A 16,634-nucleotide genomic window follows, 5' to 3' on the forward strand; every position below is an offset into this window, starting at 1 on the left:
GGTAAACAAAAAAACAAGCCAGTTAAATACTAGCTTGTTTTTACGCTTTTGAAAAACGTTCAAATACTGTCATTAATTCTTCAATTGCTTCGTCACCATTTCCATTTTTAATAGCTCCTGAAACACAATGACTCGTATGATTTTTGAGAACGCCCATTCCTACTTTTTTCATCGCTGCATTAATCGCTGAAATTTGCACTAAAATATCTACGCAATAACGATCATTTTCAATCATGTTTTGAATACCGCGGACCTGTCCTTCAATTCTCTTTAATCTATTTATAATCTGTTCTTTTTCTTTTTCTGATCTATGTGTTACTGCTTCATGCTCTTTATGATCCATATTATCACCTTCTTAAAGTTTCTCTTCATCCAATAAAACAATTGTTTTTTATGAGTATACCAATTATAGCATTAAATATCTACGCATGATACCCCATAAGAGTATATTTACACTTTATGATTATTCTTAACAACTCATTAGCTTCTTAATCTCAATTTTCAGTATACCCTTTCCTTTTTGTCAAAAAATCATTATATCTCTCATCAAAATTCAATAAAGTGAAACAAGAATAAGCGGGGATTACCCGCCCCCGCTTATTCTTCGTCTATAATGTTTAAATTTAAATTTTCAGATATTTAATCCGAGAATTTTTCTTTCCATATATAATTATTGCTGATCACATACTTTTGTATCATTCACTACTGAAGTTCCTTCAACGGTTACCGTATGAAAACAGTCATTTACTCGAACTGTCACAACATTATCTTGCCGATCAATGATATGATATTCATTAAAATTTTTATTTAGAGCACTGCGAATTTGTTCTCCTTCATAAATTGGAATGCCATGCGATAAAACCCAAATAAGTCCAGCGATAGCAAGAATAGTTTTCATACGATCTACCTCCTTGGGAATATAGTGAACTTTTAATCCATGCTTTTTCAACTCTACGAATCATGATTGAAATAAACCAAGCCTTTTGGAAATAAGTTCATTTCGTCTATTTTATGTTTATGCTAATTGTGACCGATTTGTGACAACTTTTTGTCTCTTTAGACGAAAAGTTGAAACAAAACTTTCGAAAAGGACAATTCTACATATTAAAAAAGGTTATGGAATGTTTTATCCATAACCTTTTTTCCTATACGTAACTAATAAACCTCAATCCTTTACTTAAAGACGTCGGCACAACAGATGCATGATTCTCCCCTTCAGCTTCATAAAACTTAAATTTAAGTTTATCGTGGTTTACTTGGAGAAGGCGCTCTGATAATTCATTTGCACCTACAACCATATGCTCTCGTTCAAGTGATCCAACTGTAAGGAACACTCCTGTTTCAAACTTAGCATTGTTTAATTCAATTATAAGGTTCTCTTCTTTTTCAAGAACGGATTTATTATTCCACCATATAGATGGACTACTAATAAAATAATTTTGAAAAGCATTCAAGTTTGTAAATAGTATATGCAAAGCGAATAGGCCACCTAAAGAATGCCCAAATAAAGTTTGCTTACCTTTATCAATCTCAAAATTCTTTTCAATTTGTGGTTTCAGTTCTTCTTCAATAAAAGTAAAGAAATTATGTGCTCCTCCTGTTTTAGGCCACGGTTTACCGTCTGGTTTTAAAGGGGCATCTTTTGAAATTACGCTAGGCGTAAAATCATAGCACCTTTCTTCCCCTGAAAATGCGCCTTCAATTGGATAACCCACTCCTACTATAATAGCTGGTGAAACACCGGTTTTTTCCGCTCTTACTGATTGTATTTTAACTGCTTCATGAAATGTTTGAAAAAAGGCATTGCCATCTAATACGTAAATGACAGGATATCCTGAATCCGGTGCTGGTTGCCTCGGCTTTGAAATATGAATTTGATATTCCTTACCTTCTAATTTTGAATACATTTTCCACTGCTCTGTATTAGATGTTATAATCTGCTGTTTTTCAACTGTAGTATTCACCCTATCCCCCCCTTTTTAACTTGTTACATATATTTCGATTTTTTCTTCTTGAGATACAACGCTATCATAACCGAAACAAACAGGAGCCCCGTTATACGGATCAATCATGACACGTGCATCAATATGAAATACTTCTTTTAACACTTCATTTGTAATGATTTCTTCTGGGCTACCAGTTGTAACAATTTCTCCTTCCTTCATTGCAATAATTTCATCTGAAAACCTTGCTGCATGGTTAATATCATGTAATACCATAACAACCGTACAATTATGTTCTTTATTTAACTTCTCCACAATTTGTAATACATCTAATTGATGAGACATATCAAGGTATGTAGTTGGCTCATCTAATAGCAACACTTCTGTCTCTTGTGCTAATGCCATCGCTAGCCATACCTTCTGTCTTTGGCCACCTGATAAATTTGCAATTTGTCTCGTTCGAAATTCAGAAGTTTTCGTTATATCTAATGCCCAATCAATCATTTCTTTATCTTTTGTCGTTAACTTATTTACGTTATTTCGATGTGGATAGCGTCCATAAGAAATTAATTCTTCCACTTTAAGTTCACCTGGTGCAATTGGAGTTTGCGGGAGTAAAGCTAACTGCTTCGCAATTTCTTTCGTTGGAATTGTATGTAAATCCTGTCCTTGCAAATATACTTTACCGCTTTTTTGTTTTAAAATTCTTCCCATTGTTTTTAACAATGTCGATTTACCGCAACCGTTTGGACCTATAATTGTCGTTACTTTTCCTTCTTGTATTTCCACATTTAAATCGCGAAACACTGTAAGCTTTTCATAACTTGTTTCTAAATTTTTTGCACTTAAAATACTCACTTTTATTCCTCCTCTTACGCTTTCGCCTTATAAAGTAAATATAAGAAATACGGTACACCGACAATAGAAATAACGATTCCAACTGGTAGCTCTACAGGTGTAAAAACTGTTTTCGCAATAAAGTCTGAAGCAATTACAAGAAACATTCCGATTACGCCGCACGTAGGAATTATATACTTATATTGAATACCGACAAGCCTTTTCGCTATATGCGGTGCCATTAAGCCAATAAAACCGATACTCCCTGAAACAGCAACACATGCGCTCACAAGCCCGATACTACTTAATAGTAAAATCGATTTCTCTCTTTCTACTGAAACACCTAAACTTGTAATACTCGTTTCTTCCAATTGAAATAAATCTAATAAATAAGCTTTCTTTTGTATAAGCGGAATTAAGATAATAAGCCATGGTAACATAGCCACAATATACTTCCAGTTCGCACTATATATGCTTCCAGACACCCACACTGCGGCCATTTCAAAATCAGTTGACTTCATTTTGAGTGATAAGTACATAGAAAAGGCTCCAAATCCTGATCCAATTGCAATCCCTGTTAATAAAAGTCGCTGCGAATCTAATTTACCGTTTTTCCAAGAAAACAGATAAATGATGATAGCTGCACCTAATCCGCCTACTAAACCAAACATTGGCATCATCATAATAGAAACCCAGTCTGTGCTTTTTAATTGCCCTTGAAAGAAAAACATAAAAATGACAATCGCTGTTCCTGCTCCGGCATTTACGCCTAAAATACCTGGGTCCGCCAACCCATTTCTCGTAATCCCTTGAATAACGGCACCCGCAACACCAAGGCCTAATCCTACTAATCCAGCAATTACGATGCGCGGAAGGCGAAACTCAAAAATAACTAAATCATGTTCTGGTACTGGATCAATTCTAAACAGTGTTTTAAATACATCTGTAATCGTAATATCGAACGTACCATTTGTTAAACTAATATAAATAGCACATAGTATTAAAAATATAATAATCCCCATCGTCATTCCGAAACGTTGACTTGAACTTTTAGGCATGTCGCTCTCCTCCTCTAGTACGGATTAAATAAAGGAAGAAAGGAATTCCAATTAAAGAGGTAACGACTCCAATAGGTGTTTCAAATGGATAGTTTACAAATCTACTCAAAACGTCACATAACGCTAAGAAAACGCCACCAATAACACCTGCACATGGCAAAATCCACTTATAATCTACCCCAATTATAAAGCGGGTAATGTGCGGAATAATTAAACCTACAAAACCAACTTTCCCCACTAAAGCAACTGCTGTTCCTGTTAAGAAAATTACCGATAAAATTGCCATCGCTTTAACTAGTTTTGTACGTTGCCCTAAATTAATAGAAACCTCTTCGCCTAATGAAAGAATGGTAATAGATTTTGATATTAACAGTGCTAAAATTATTCCAATTATCCCAAACGGTATCGTGATTTTAATGATATTAGGATCTACTTGATCTAACTTTGCATTAAACCAAAAACTAACATTTTGAGAAATTTGGAAATACGAAGCCATTGCAGCCGATACACTACTTAAAAATGTTCCAATAACTGTTCCTATAATCGCTAACCTAACTGGTGATAAGCCATTTTGAAGGAGCGAACCAAAACCAAACACGATACCGGCTCCTAGTGCAGAACCAATCATTGAACATAAAACCATACCAATTGATGACATTCCCGGAAGAAAAATCATGCTAAGTGTAATAACAAAGGCAGCGCCATCCGTCACACCCATAATAGAAGGGGATGCAAGATAGTTTCTTGTCATCCCCTGCATAAGTGCTCCTGATATGGCTAGAAATGCTCCGACTAAAAGAGCTGCAACTACCCTTGGTAAACGTGAAGTAATAATAATATTATGATTTACATCGCTTGAATCAAAATGAAATAATGCGTTCCACACTGTTTCAGCGTCAATACTTTTTGCCCCATACAAAATCGAAAGTATAACTGTAAATAAGATGAGTATGGGTGCTATACATAATATAGTTACTGGTACTGCATTTGTTTTCTGCATATCATTCAACGCACCTTACTTATTGTATTATTTAGATAAATTTTTCACTGCTTCTTTTAAGAATGCTGTTTTACTCCAAGCTGTACCACCTTGTGCCATTGGGTCTACAACATTTACAAATACTTTCTTTTCTTTCGCAGCGTTCATACTTTGCCAAATTGGATTATTTTCAATATCTTCTAGCACTTTCGGTTTATTATTTTCACTTGCTTCGTATTGCAAGAAGATATAATCAGGATTAACTTCAGCTAATTTTTCTAAAGAAATTTTTTCTTGTGCTTTTACCGTTTTAAGTTGTTCTGGAGCAGTTAGTCCAAGATCTTTATAAATTACAGGGTTAAAGTATACTCCTTCTGGGTATAGGAATAAGTCATTTGCTCTTAGTCTAATGACAAGTACTTTTTTATCTTTTAACTTATCTCCTAGTTTTGCTTTTGCTTTTTCAGCGTCCGAATTGTAGTCTTTAATAATTTTTTCTGCTTTATCTTTTTTACCAGTTAATTCTCCCATTAACTTTAAGTTATCCTCCCAATTTGTTGAAACGTGTGATACCGGGAATGTAGGAGCTACTTTCGTAAACTTTTCAGCTGTTTCTGCTGGGAATTTCGTACTTGATGTAATAACGTCTGGTTTTAATTGAAGTAATGTTTCGAAATTTGGTTCCATTTTCTCACCAACAGATTTCGCACCTTCTAAATCTTTCTCAAGATACTTCGGTAATTTACCACCAACAGTAATGGCACCAACTGGTTTAATTCCAAGTACTGCCGCATCTTCCATTGACTCTAAACTAGCTGTCGCAATTTTATCTACTTTTGCTGGCACTGTATATTCTTTACCTAAATATGTAATTTTTCGTTTTTCATCTTTTTTCGTTTCCGTAGCTTTTGTCTGTTGTTTTTGCTCGCCTGAAGTTTTATCCGCACTATTACATGCCGCTAAACCTACACTTAAAACTGTAACCATCCCTAATGTAAATAACTTTTTATTCATCTTTATATATCTCCTCTCGAATTTTCCAAACTATATTCTCAATAAAATTTAACTATATGAAACTTGTCTTACATATATATTTCATTAGATTAATAATTCTATCCAGAACTCATTCTCGTTCACTTCCCCTAAGCTATAATTCTTTTATACCTCATCCATTGATAATATTTTTCATTGATAATGATTATCGTTACTAAGTATATATTTAATATGCAATTATTTCAAGAAAGATTTGAAAAATTTTAACAAACTGAATTAAAAAAGAAGTATCCGCCTAATGTTAGATGGATACTTCTTTTTTTAGAAATTTATATGTAATTCAACTGGACAATGGTCAGATCCCATTACTTCACTATTAATTTTCGCTTCTGTTATTTGGTCTTTCATTCTTTCCGAAACAACAAAATAATCTAAACGCCATCCGATATTTTTCGCTCTCGCACCCATACGATACGACCACCACGAGTATGCACCTTCTTGATCAGGATAAAGGTAACGATATGTATCAACAAACCCTTCTTCTAAAATACATGAAAATTTCTCTCGTTCCTCATCAGAGAATCCAGGGTTTTTACGATTACTTTTCGGATTTTTCAAATCGATTTCTTTATGAGCAACATTTAAATCTCCACAAAAAATAACTGGTTTTTTCTCATCTAATCGTTTGATATAGGACCTGAAATCATCTTCCCATTTCATTCTGTAATCTAATCGTTCTAATCCACGTTTTGAATTTGGTGTATATAACGTTATCATGTAAAAATCTTCGAATTCTAAAGTAATAAGTCGTCCTTCTTGATCATGCTCTTCAATGCCTAAACCATATGTAACTGAAAGCGGTTCTTTTTTTGAAAAAATAGCCGTTCCTGAATATCCTTTTTTCACAGCATAATTCCAGTATGTATAATATCCCTCTAGATTTAAATCAATTTGTCCTTCTTGTAATTTAATCTCTTGTAGACAAAATATGTCAGCACTTGATTCCTCAAGATATTCCAAAAATCCACCTTTTGCGATAACAGCTCGCAAACCATTTACATTCCATGAAATTAACTTCATTTATAGTCCTCCTCTTGATGTTTATTTCCAAATTTCATGCTATCACAAAATAGAAAACAATCATATTTTCACCTTTGTAATCTTGCTCTTACATTTATGAATACATACATACGCACTTTATTCAGGTTATACTAATTTCAGAGGTGATGTTCTATGCACAAGGAAGGAGTTACATTAACAAATGAGTATTGGCAAGCAATTATTCATAATGATTCTTCCTATGATAGCAAATTCTTTTATGCTGTGAAATCAACTGGAATCTTTTGCAGACCATCATGCAAATCAAGAATACCGAATAGAAACAATGTACGAATTTTTCATCATGCAGAGCAAGCATTAAGTGAAAACTTTCGTCCGTGCAAACGTTGTAAGCCAAACGGGATCACTTTACCTAATGAAGAGTGGGTAGAACAAATTAAAGACTATATCGAAAAGCATTATGACGAATCCTTAACTCTCGACATGCTTGCGGAAATGTGTCACGGTAGCCCTTTTCATTTACAGCGTACTTTCAAAAGAATAATAGGGCTAACTCCTATAGAATATATACAACAATTCAGGGTTCTTAAAGCAACCGAATACCTTTTACACACAAATCAATCTATTAAAGAAATTAGTACTGCTGTCGGGATAGAAAACCCAGAGTATTTCGCAACTTTATTTAAAAAGAAAACCGGATTTACTCCTACTGAATATCGAAAAAAGAACGAAATGAAAGAGGGATACGATAATGAATTCCTACAAAAATAATTATATATATTGGACGCTACTTACACATAAAAATTGGCGATTTCATATTGCTGCAACTGAAAATGGACTATGCTTCATTGGATCACAAGAAGAAAACTTTGAAGAATTAAATATATGGGCTAGAAAAAAACTGCCCCAACATATATTGACCCATAGTCCAGATTACTTGCAAATATATACGCAAGAAGTTATCGAGTATTTAGAAAACAAGCGAGAAACTTTCACATTTCCTATCGATGCTTATGGAACTAATTTTCAATTATCTGTTTGGAATACGGTACGTGAAATTCCTTATGGAAAGACATATTCTTATACAGAAATTGCTGAAAGAATTCAAAAACCTAAAGCTGTGCGCGCCGTTGCTTCTGCTATTGCTGCTAACCCTCTTCTTATTACCATTCCTTGTCACCGCGTTATTGGGAAGAATGGGAAACTAACCGGATTTAGGGGCGGATTAGAAATGAAGAAAAAATTGCTTACATTAGAAAAGTTGCAGGTGGAATTCATATGACAACAGAATATAATAGCGCATTATCTATAGCAGTTCCAAAAGAATTTTGTTTCCAAGAAAATTTACGTTATCTATCACGTTCTAACAATGAATGTATGTTCCATATTGAAGATAACAAAATTTATAAAGTTATCCCTGTTCAAGATGTAAATCCTTTAGTTGAAATTAGTGTGAATACAGATGGAAATATTCAAATACGTTGTTTAGAAGAACCATATACATCTGAAAAATCGATACGTGAAGCTGTAGTTAACTATGTAAAAGAATGGTTTGATTTAACTACTGATTTAGCCCCATTTTATACATTAGCTAAACATGATTTACTCCTTCAAGGACCAATTGAACAATATTATGGCCTTCGTACTTTAGGCATTCCAGACTTATTTGAGGCACTTTCCTGGGGAATTATCGGTCAACAAATTAACCTAACATATGCTTATACGCTAAAAAGGAGATTAGTTGAGCAATTTGGAAGTTATGTAGAATGGGACGGTAGAAAACATTGGATATTCCCATCACCTGAAACAATTGCAAATCTACATGTAGAAAATCTTCAACAATTAAAAATGACGACTAGAAAATGTGAATATTTAATCGGTATTGCGAAGCTTATTACAGAGAGAAAATTATCAAAAGAGGATTTACTGCAAACACAAGATGTAAAGGTTGCTGAGAAACAATTAACTGCTATCCATGGTATAGGACCATGGACTGCCAACTATGTTTTAATGCGTTGTTTAAGATTTCCTTCGGCTTTTCCAATTGATGATGTTGGTCTGCATAATGCAATTAAATTTATAACAGGTTCCGAAAATAAACCGACAAAAAATGAAATAAAAGATTTCGCGGCAAACTGGGCTAATTGGGAGTCTTATGCGACTTTTTATTTGTGGCGAGTACTATATTAAAAGAACCAAGTAGCACATTCGTACTACTTGGTTCTTTTTTAAGCTTGCTCCTCAAAACGTCTTGCAATTTCCACAATAACTTGAACGGCTTTTTCCATAGTATCTACCGAAACATACTCAAATTTACCGTGATAGTTTTCACCACCAGTGAAAATATTCGGCGTCGGTAATCCCATATATGATAATTGTGATCCATCTGTGCCTCCGCGAATCGGATGAATATTTGGTTCAATGTCTAAACTTTTCATTGCTTCATATGCAATATCAACAATTTCTCTTACCGGTTCAATTTTTTCAAGCATGTTATAGTATTGATCATTCATTTCTAAAACGACTGCATCTTCGCCATATTTTTCTTGCATAGTCTTCACAATATTTTTAACGTTATTTTTACGTGCCTCAAAATTTTCACGATCAAAGTCTCGAATAATATAATACGCTTTACTTTGCTCAACATCACCATTTAAAGAAAGTAAATGATAGAATCCTTCATAGCCTTCTGTATATTCTGGCGCCTCTTCTACTGGTAAATACCCATTAAACTCCATAGCAAGTTTAGTAGCATTGCGCATTTTATTTTTCGCTGTTCCAGGATGTGTATTCGTTCCGTTAAACGTTAACTTAGCACCTGCAGCATTAAAACTTTCATACTCTAAACCACCTAATGGACCTCCATCCATCGTATAAGCGAATGATGCACCAAACGCTTCTACATCAAAATGCGCTGGCCCACGACCAATTTCTTCATCCGGTGTAAATGCTACTCTTATTTTCCCGTGCTTAATTTGCGGATTATGTATTAAATGGTTCATTGCAACCATAATTTCTGTAAGACCAGCTTTATCATCTGCTCCTAGCAGTGTTGTACCATCAGTTGTAATAATGGTATGTCCTTTATATGATGGTAATTCCGGGAACTGCTCTGGTGTTAACACAACATTTAGCTCTTCATTTAACGTAATTGCATTACCATCAAAATTTTCATGAATTTGTGGTTTGACGTTTTTCCCTGTAAAGTCTGTTGCCGTATCTAAATGGGCTAAAAATCCGATTACAGGAACATCCTTGTCCGTATTAGCTGGAAGTGTTGCCATTACATAGCCATTATCATCCATCGTTACTTCTGTTAACCCAATCTCTTTTAGCTCTTCCACTAATAACTTACCAAACTCAATTTGTCCTGGTGTTGTTGGTACTGTATGACTTTCTTCATTTGATTGCGTATCAATTTTTACATATCTCGTAAATCTTTCAATAAGTTCTTGTTTCAAGTTCATTCACTCCCTTTTATGTTTCTCCCTCCATTATAATCCTTAAAACGAAATATTTTAACTTTTTTGACTGTGAAGATGTATATTTCATTTACATTGTTAACACTTTTAAACGAATGATAAAAAGACATAATATTTGTACATTAAAACTGTAACAGGTAACATACATAATTATAAAATATGGGAGGTTGTAAAGATGAGGCTAACTCTCTTTCGCTATTTTCTTTTTTTCTTAGGATTAATTTTCTTTGGCCTTGGAAACGCTCTTGCAGTCAAAGTTAAATTTCTCGGCTTGCACCCTTGGGAAGTTTTAAATATGGCTCTCTACCAAAAGTTTGGATGGACCATCGGTACGTGGAGTGTCATATGTGGGTTATGTCTCGTTCTAATATCTTTACTAGTAGATCGAAAATATATAAATGTGGGGACATTTTTGAATGCACTACTTATCGGTCCCATTATGGACTTTTTCTTACAATCAAACATGCTTCCAGACGCTAGTAATTATTTATGGATAAACTTACTCATTTTATTTTCTGGTATTGCCATTACAGGTATCGGGGGAGGTATGTACGTTGCGGCTGGGATTGGCGCTGGACCCCGTGATGGATTCATGCTTACTATTTCAGACAAAACAGGACTTTCTATTAGCCGTGCTAGAATCATAGTAGAATGTATTGTACTAGTTATTGGATTTATGCTAGGAGGTCCTGTTTTCATCGTAACTTTTCTGTACACCTTTATTCAAAGTCCAATCTTTCAGCAATCATTTAAGATGTTTCAAACACTTTTACATACTTTACATGGCAAAAAGAAAATTAGCGAACATATTTAAAGTACAGCTTAATACAAATAAATCCACCCTATTTACGACTCTCATCGCAAATAGGGTGTTTCTGTTTTTATCTCGCAATTTAAGAATATATACTACTCATTTACAATAAAAGTATATACATCATCATAAATACAGCCATTTACTTTAATCACATACTTCCCAGGTTTATTAAAACTAATTGTGTATTTATTTAACTGAATTGCTTCTTTATCTCCAGAAAGAATATCAATGCTTCTGCCACTTAATACATACAATTCATTTAGATTCATCGTTACATCAATTGTATTGAAATTTTCTACTTTCACTTGCTGTGCTTCCGCAACGCTTACACTTGGTTCTAAAAACAGTAGTCCACTTAATCCAATCGTCCCCGCTAAAGCAACTCCCGCAAACTTTTTAATCTGTTTCATTACAATGACCTCCTTATAGATTTTGCGTAAAGGTAATGTCCTCCCTTACACCACAAAGCCTATATGTAATGAAATGAAAAGTAAACGGGGACTGTAAGACAAAATTCTACATCTTTTTCTCCTATTGAATATAAATCCAACGTTTGGAGTTTTGACACATTTAAAATTGTTTCCCTAAACCAATTTCCCAATAATTCATTCAAATACTGAATAATTACTTATTGATTTAACATTCTAAAAATAGTTGATAAAGATGCTTTCTATTCAAAAAAAGACTTTGCTATAAAAGTAACTTTTACAACAAAATCCATGCAACTAATTTTATTCCGCTTTCCATAATCTCTTTACATTCATTAATTGTTCTTCTTTAAACTCCATCTTATATATATCCGGTTTTGACGTATTCATTAAAAATTCAAAACCATATTGTTTATCAAAATAGTTCATCATTAATGTCATGACAAGCCCATGTGTACCAATTACAATTTTGCATCCTCGAAAATCCATTAAGATTTCTTTTAATACTTTCACTACTCTTCTCTGGCAATCTGCATATGACTCTCCTTCCGTTCGTGCAAAGTCCGGATTAGAGAACATCTTCTGTACAAGTGGATACACCTCCTTGTCTGATATAACCTGATCCTCACTTGAAAACATACACTCTTTAAGATTTTCATATACTACTATTTCTTTTTCATGGAAATTAGCTGACTCCTCTATCGTTAGCATAGCCCGATTATAAGGACTGGAAATAAAAGTATCAATCCTCTCCGCTTTTAATATGTCAGTTACTCCACGGGCATCCATATGTCCCCTCTCAGTTAATCCACGCATTCTTTCATTTCCTTCTAGTTTTGGTGATTCACCATGTCTAACCATATAAATATATGTGCTCATAATTTCTCCTTAAAATTTTTTATAAAGTGAAACTTTAATCAGCCCTCACTAATCGGGCTGCCCGGCAAATAGCGAGATAAGTTAATAAATCACGTTCATTTATCCCATTTCAACACTTAGGGGTAATACTAAAATACTTTATAAACTGTGCTGATTTGTTCGTCTAATCCATTCTCCTACTAAACTCTCAAATAATTCAGGCTGCTCAATTTGTAAATTATGCCCTGCCATATCTAACACTGCTAATGTTGCCCTTGGATATTCTTCAATAATTTCTATAATATTTTGATAACCTACTGATATATCTTGTCTTCCAGTCAGTAAAAGAACGGGATTTTCATATTTTTCATGCTGAAAATCCATAGTAAGAGAGTAATTCTTTTGCAACCTTTCAATAAATTCATAATTAGCAACATCTAACCCAGACTTAATTTCTTCTTTAAATCGCTTATATGTATATTCATTTGCTATTACAGCTAACTCACAAAACTCCTCTCTGTCTGCGGAAGTGAGCGTATTTAAAAATTCCTGATCTTGTACAATTACCTGTTTATCTGGAAGAATCCTTTTTTCTGGCTCCGCTACAACAACAGGACATACTAATAATAATCCGCTAACTCTCTCAAACATCTTTGTAAGTATACCTTTGGCTAAATAGCCTCCATATGATTCTCCTACCAATAAAAATTTTTCAGTAGAAATGATTTCCTCAATAAATGTGATAAGCACATCTACTATACGATTTGAACTATTTATCCAATTTGGAGCATTCGATTTTCCCATTCCAGGTAAATCAATATATATTCGCTTATAACCTTCATATTTCTGAAATACTGATTCCATACATTTCATCATTAACCTATGGTCAGGAGCGCAGCCATGTATGATAATGACCGGTTTACCCTCCCCCACAATTTCATAGTATATTTCTGCATCTTTAATTCGATATATCATAAAAAAACCTCCCTATTTAGTGGCAATACTATTCCACTCTGTAAGAATACACGTTCTTATTTTATATCTTTTCCTAACATTTCTACAAATATTAATTTTCAGACTAAAAATAAAAATCCCCATCATTTTATATGCAATTTTGCATCTCCACTTACAAATCACTAAAAAAACTTTACAATTCAAAGGATGACTAAATATACAATTTCTATTTAAAGTCTTGATACAGTCTATACTATCAACCGCAATATTTTTTCAACTTTAAGAATACTTATACTCTTTAACACTTTCCTTATAAACATGATTTTTATAAGGAAATCTGATACAATTCTTAAATAATATTATTATGTATAGATATAACGAACATAGTGCATAATTAAAGAAGGTGATTTCATTGAAATTAAATAAAAATTTACAATTATGTATATTAATCGGAACATTAATATGCTATTCAATCTATTTTATGTTTTTCTATCTGTTCCCTACTCATTTTTCAAATTCAGATGTACGCTTCGCTTCACTTATCGTCGAAGCCATTACATTTGTATCACTGATTTACTCTATATATTCTAAAAAAGTCAGTTCAAATCCATTTTGGATATGTATTACAATAGCAATTGGTAGTTTTTTATTAGGGAAAATAGTATATACATATCAAGATAGCTTCTTCGAAATTCCAATAGATCGTTTTACTATTTCTGATGTATTTTACATGTTTTTTCTATTTTTCTGTCTTATCGCTTTCTGCTATAAAATTTTAAAGGAATGCAATAAATGGGAAAAAGCGTTCTTTATTTGTGATATATGCATAGTGCTTACTTCCATATTTACATTAGAATGGTATTTATTTAATCAGCCAAATTTAAATATATTCGCTCTTTCACTAGGGGATGTTTTCCTTTCATTTTTATACCCAATTGCAGATTTATTATTTCTACTGCTAGGTGTTAGTCTCTTTTTCCGTCCAACAATTTTTAATTCCAAACGGAAAATTTATATCTTTATTTTTGTATTAATAAGTTCTGCAACTTTTAACTATATTTATTTTTACTTAAATAACCATTTATCAACTGAAACGATAACATTATTACGTCTTTTATATAGAATACCTATATTACTTATTGCAATAGCTGGCTCTATTTCAGAAGATCATAATAGCCATAAAAATTATTTCATTGTAAACCCTATAATAGGAAAAAAAGCTTTAGTTGTATTTCCCTATCTTGCTGTTGCAATACTAATCGGGTTTACATTAAAAGAACAAACATCATCTTCAACTCTCATTACAGGGAATTGTATTACTTTTATTTTCGTACTCATTCGTCATTCTATCGTACGTATGCAAAACAATTCCTTAACAAAACGTTTACAGGCATTTAATGCCCAACTAGAAGAAAAAGTTACTGTACGGACGTCTGATTTAGTTCATAAATCAGAGGCTCTTTCTCAAAAACAACAAAAGTTTAAATCATTATATGAATATCATCCTGACCCTATTTTCACCATTGATTTAAATGGAACATTCTTAAATGTAAATAAGGCTGGGAGTGTACTACTTGGGGCACCAACGGATGAGTTACTAGGCGAAACTTGTTTTTCGATCATTTTAGATGAAGATAAGCATAAGCTAGCATTGGCATTAGAAAAAGTGAAACAACAAGAATCGGCATTCTTACAACTTAGTTCTCAATATAAAGATGGCTTTACTTATTTTTTATACGTTACAATCATTCCTATTATAATAGACGGACAAATTTCAGGAAGCTATATTATGGTGAAAGATATTACTGCACTAAAAAAACAGCAAGAAGAAATAAAATATTTAGCATTCCATGACACTGTAACGAAAATTGGGAACCGTGCCTTTTTCCATAAGAAATTAAAGAGAGTTATAAAAAATGCTAAAATAACAGAAAGCGAGTTTGCATTATTATATTTAGATTTAGATCGCTTTAAAGCAATTAACGATACACTTGGACATTCGTCAGGAGATTACATATTAGAAGAAGTAGCAAAGCGATTCCAATCATGTCTTCCATCACATACTCATCTTTCAAGAATCGGTGGCGATGAATTTACAATCATAATTGAAAACTATACTGACGAAGATTACTTATTCCAATTATGTAACCAATTATTTGAATGCATGAAAAAATCATTTATCATACATGAGCATAAATTAACTTTATCACTGAGTATCGGTATCGCTATTTATCCACATTCCGGAATCGATACCGCTACACTTCTGAAAAACGCTAATGTTGCAATGTATGATGCAAAAGCAAAAGAGCTTAATTCTGTCTCTATTTATGACGATGTAATCGCTAAAAAAATTGAAAGACGATTACGATTAGAAAAAGATTTACCAAACGCACTACAAAATGAAGAATTGTTCCTTTTGTATCAACCTCAAGTTGATAGTGAATCTAATAAAATTATCGGTGCAGAAGCTTTAATTAGGTGGAATCATCCTGAATTAGGTATTATTTCTCCATACGAGTTTATTCCGATTGCAGAAGAAACACTACAAATTATTTCAATAGGAAAATGGACATTAGAGCAGGCTTGTAAGCAAATGAAACGTTGGCACGCACTCGGATATTCACATTTAAAAATAGGTGTAAATTTATCTGCTAAAGAATTTGAACAAGAGGATTTTGTAAAATCTATTTCTTCTACTTTAACAAATACAGGTTTACCAGCAAGCTCTCTTGATCTTGAATTAACAGAGCGAATTGCAATGATGGATGAGCGAGAAACATTGATAAAACTGCGTACACTAAAAAGTTTAGGGATTCACATCTCAATCGACGACTTTGGTACAGGTTATTCTTCGCTAGCCTACTTACCTTTATATCCAATTGATACGTTAAAAATCCCGAGAGAATTTATTACAATGTCTGAAACATGTGATGATGGAATGGAAATTATTAAAACGATCATCACATTAGCAAATACATTAGGAATGTCTGTCATTGCTGAAGGTGTAGAAACAAAAGAGCACGTAAATTTCCTTCAAAAAAATAAATGTCAGTTTATTCAAGGTTATTATTACAGTAAACCTATTCATATTCATGCATTTACTGAGCTATTAGAAAACGGCATTCACCGATAGTACATAACTAATTAGAATAAATAATAATGAATTTGAACAAATATAGTAAAAAGGAAAGAAGATACCTTCTTTCCTTTTGTTTTTCTATTTACATTT

General features: G+C 33.1%; 17 protein-coding genes. 5 read left to right on the forward strand and 12 right to left on the reverse strand.

Going from position 1 to position 16,634, the window contains the following annotated elements; all coding sequences use genetic code 11:
- Window positions 1-40: 40 nt before the first annotated feature.
- The 8 genes from MHH27_RS18980 to MHH27_RS19015 all read right to left on the reverse strand — a co-directional run bounded on the left by MHH27_RS18980 (window position 41) and on the right by MHH27_RS19015 (window position 6,890).
- Window positions 41-343, reverse strand: coding sequence for a metal-sensing transcriptional repressor (locus MHH27_RS18980; RefSeq protein WP_000349637.1), 303 nt, complete (start codon window positions 341-343; stop codon window positions 41-43).
- 327 nt (window positions 344-670) lie between these two features.
- The gene (locus MHH27_RS18985) at window positions 671-898 is read right to left on the reverse strand and encodes a hypothetical protein (protein ID WP_000849103.1); all 228 of its coding nucleotides are present in this window, start codon (window positions 896-898) and stop codon (window positions 671-673) included.
- Window positions 899-1,145: 247 nt separating this feature from the next.
- The gene (locus MHH27_RS18990; RefSeq protein ID WP_001098701.1) at window positions 1,146-1,964 is read right to left on the reverse strand and encodes an alpha/beta hydrolase; all 819 of its coding nucleotides are present in this window, start codon (window positions 1,962-1,964) and stop codon (window positions 1,146-1,148) included.
- A gap of 15 nt (window positions 1,965-1,979) precedes the next feature.
- Window positions 1,980-2,801, reverse strand: coding sequence for an ABC transporter ATP-binding protein (locus MHH27_RS18995; RefSeq protein ID WP_000025764.1), 822 nt, complete (start codon window positions 2,799-2,801; stop codon window positions 1,980-1,982).
- Between the two features lie 14 nt (window positions 2,802-2,815).
- Window positions 2,816-3,838 carry a FecCD family ABC transporter permease gene (locus MHH27_RS19000; protein WP_340943726.1) on the reverse strand — a complete coding sequence of 341 codons (1,023 nt, stop codon included), beginning with the start codon at window positions 3,836-3,838 and terminating at the stop codon, window positions 2,816-2,818.
- On the reverse strand, window positions 3,831-4,838 hold the full coding sequence (locus MHH27_RS19005) for a FecCD family ABC transporter permease (RefSeq protein WP_001173064.1): 1,008 nt from the start codon (window positions 4,836-4,838) through the stop codon (window positions 3,831-3,833). Before MHH27_RS19005 ends, MHH27_RS19000 begins: the two co-directional genes overlap by 8 nt.
- 27 nt (window positions 4,839-4,865) lie before the next feature.
- Entirely contained in the window at window positions 4,866-5,831 is a 966-nt protein-coding gene (locus tag MHH27_RS19010) for an iron-hydroxamate ABC transporter substrate-binding protein (RefSeq protein WP_001035498.1), read from the reverse strand.
- Window positions 5,832-6,131: 300 nt separating this feature from the next.
- Window positions 6,132-6,890 carry an exodeoxyribonuclease III gene (locus tag MHH27_RS19015; RefSeq protein ID WP_016512427.1) on the reverse strand — a complete coding sequence of 253 codons (759 nt, stop codon included), beginning with the start codon at window positions 6,888-6,890 and terminating at the stop codon, window positions 6,132-6,134.
- Between the two features lie 153 nt (window positions 6,891-7,043).
- Here MHH27_RS19015 and MHH27_RS19020 point away from each other — a divergent pair, with 153 nt between their 5' ends.
- The 3 genes from MHH27_RS19020 to MHH27_RS19030 are packed head-to-tail and all read left to right on the forward strand — an operon-like array spanning window position 7,044 to window position 9,059.
- Entirely contained in the window at window positions 7,044-7,640 is a 597-nt protein-coding gene (locus MHH27_RS19020; protein WP_065222997.1) for a bifunctional transcriptional activator/DNA repair enzyme AdaA, read from the forward strand.
- On the forward strand, window positions 7,621-8,151 hold the full coding sequence (locus tag MHH27_RS19025; RefSeq protein ID WP_086422898.1) for a methylated-DNA--[protein]-cysteine S-methyltransferase: 531 nt from the start codon (window positions 7,621-7,623) through the stop codon (window positions 8,149-8,151). The genes MHH27_RS19020 and MHH27_RS19025 overlap by 20 nt, the downstream gene beginning before the upstream one ends.
- Window positions 8,148-9,059, forward strand: a complete 912-nt coding sequence (locus MHH27_RS19030; RefSeq protein WP_023522808.1) for a DNA glycosylase — start codon at window positions 8,148-8,150, stop codon at window positions 9,057-9,059. Before MHH27_RS19025 ends, MHH27_RS19030 begins: the two co-directional genes overlap by 4 nt.
- Window positions 9,060-9,097: 38 nt before the next feature.
- Here the strand turns inward: MHH27_RS19030 and pepT are convergent, their stop codons facing one another.
- Window positions 9,098-10,330: a peptidase T gene (gene pepT / locus MHH27_RS19035; protein ID WP_000807014.1), complete on the reverse strand. Its 1,233-nt coding sequence runs from the start codon at window positions 10,328-10,330 to the stop codon at window positions 9,098-9,100.
- 196 nt (window positions 10,331-10,526) lie between these two features.
- On the opposite strand from pepT, the gene MHH27_RS19040 reads away from it, so the two are divergent.
- Complete coding sequence (locus MHH27_RS19040) at window positions 10,527-11,165, forward strand: YczE/YyaS/YitT family protein (RefSeq protein ID WP_001241256.1); 639 nt, start codon at window positions 10,527-10,529, stop codon at window positions 11,163-11,165.
- Window positions 11,166-11,257: 92 nt separating this feature from the next.
- Here the strand turns inward: MHH27_RS19040 and MHH27_RS19045 are convergent, their stop codons facing one another.
- From MHH27_RS19045 to MHH27_RS19055, 3 genes are all read right to left on the reverse strand, one after another.
- A complete protein-coding gene (locus MHH27_RS19045) occupies window positions 11,258-11,575 on the reverse strand; it encodes a hypothetical protein (protein ID WP_000809495.1) in 318 nt (105 codons plus the stop codon).
- A 321-nt stretch (window positions 11,576-11,896) separates the two neighbouring features.
- Window positions 11,897-12,472 carry a histidine phosphatase family protein gene (locus MHH27_RS19050; RefSeq protein ID WP_053563780.1) on the reverse strand — a complete coding sequence of 192 codons (576 nt, stop codon included), beginning with the start codon at window positions 12,470-12,472 and terminating at the stop codon, window positions 11,897-11,899.
- Between the two features lie 138 nt (window positions 12,473-12,610).
- Window positions 12,611-13,426 (reverse strand): alpha/beta fold hydrolase, encoded by an 816-nt coding sequence (locus MHH27_RS19055; protein WP_098841861.1) that lies wholly within the window; start codon window positions 13,424-13,426, stop codon window positions 12,611-12,613.
- A 391-nt stretch (window positions 13,427-13,817) separates the two neighbouring features.
- Between MHH27_RS19055 and MHH27_RS19060 the strand changes: the two genes are divergently transcribed.
- Complete coding sequence (locus tag MHH27_RS19060) at window positions 13,818-16,538, forward strand: sensor domain-containing protein (RefSeq protein ID WP_065229227.1); 2,721 nt, start codon at window positions 13,818-13,820, stop codon at window positions 16,536-16,538.
- Window positions 16,539-16,634: the final 96 nt, after the last annotated feature.

Origin of the sequence: Bacillus sp. FSL L8-0152 (genome assembly GCF_038006365.1) — a bacterium.
Taxonomy (GTDB): Bacteria; Bacillota; Bacilli; order Bacillales; family Bacillaceae_G; genus Bacillus_A; species Bacillus_A cereus.

What these genes read in the sequence shown, in the direction of transcription:
- MHH27_RS18980 (WP_000349637.1), bottom strand. Translation starts at nt 343, where the DNA reads ATGGATCATAAAGAGCATGAAGCAGTAACACATAGATCAGAAAAAGAA.
- MHH27_RS18985 (WP_000849103.1), bottom strand. Translation starts at nt 898, where the DNA reads ATGAAAACTATTCTTGCTATCGCTGGACTTATTTGGGTTTTATCGCAT.
- MHH27_RS19000 (WP_340943726.1), bottom strand. Translation starts at nt 3,838, where the DNA reads ATGCCTAAAAGTTCAAGTCAACGTTTCGGAATGACGATGGGGATTATT.
- MHH27_RS19005 (WP_001173064.1), bottom strand. Translation starts at nt 4,838, where the DNA reads ATGCAGAAAACAAATGCAGTACCAGTAACTATATTATGTATAGCACCC.
- MHH27_RS19010 (WP_001035498.1), bottom strand. Translation starts at nt 5,831, where the DNA reads ATGAATAAAAAGTTATTTACATTAGGGATGGTTACAGTTTTAAGTGTA.
- MHH27_RS19015 (WP_016512427.1), bottom strand. Translation starts at nt 6,890, where the DNA reads ATGAAGTTAATTTCATGGAATGTAAATGGTTTGCGAGCTGTTATCGCA.
- MHH27_RS19020 (WP_065222997.1), top strand. Translation starts at nt 7,044, where the DNA reads ATGCACAAGGAAGGAGTTACATTAACAAATGAGTATTGGCAAGCAATT.
- MHH27_RS19025 (WP_086422898.1), top strand. Translation starts at nt 7,621, where the DNA reads ATGAATTCCTACAAAAATAATTATATATATTGGACGCTACTTACACAT.
- MHH27_RS19030 (WP_023522808.1), top strand. Translation starts at nt 8,148, where the DNA reads ATGACAACAGAATATAATAGCGCATTATCTATAGCAGTTCCAAAAGAA.
- MHH27_RS19040 (WP_001241256.1), top strand. Translation starts at nt 10,527, where the DNA reads ATGAGGCTAACTCTCTTTCGCTATTTTCTTTTTTTCTTAGGATTAATT.
- MHH27_RS19045 (WP_000809495.1), bottom strand. Translation starts at nt 11,575, where the DNA reads ATGAAACAGATTAAAAAGTTTGCGGGAGTTGCTTTAGCGGGGACGATT.
- MHH27_RS19050 (WP_053563780.1), bottom strand. Translation starts at nt 12,472, where the DNA reads ATGAGCACATATATTTATATGGTTAGACATGGTGAATCACCAAAACTA.
- MHH27_RS19055 (WP_098841861.1), bottom strand. Translation starts at nt 13,426, where the DNA reads ATGATATATCGAATTAAAGATGCAGAAATATACTATGAAATTGTGGGG.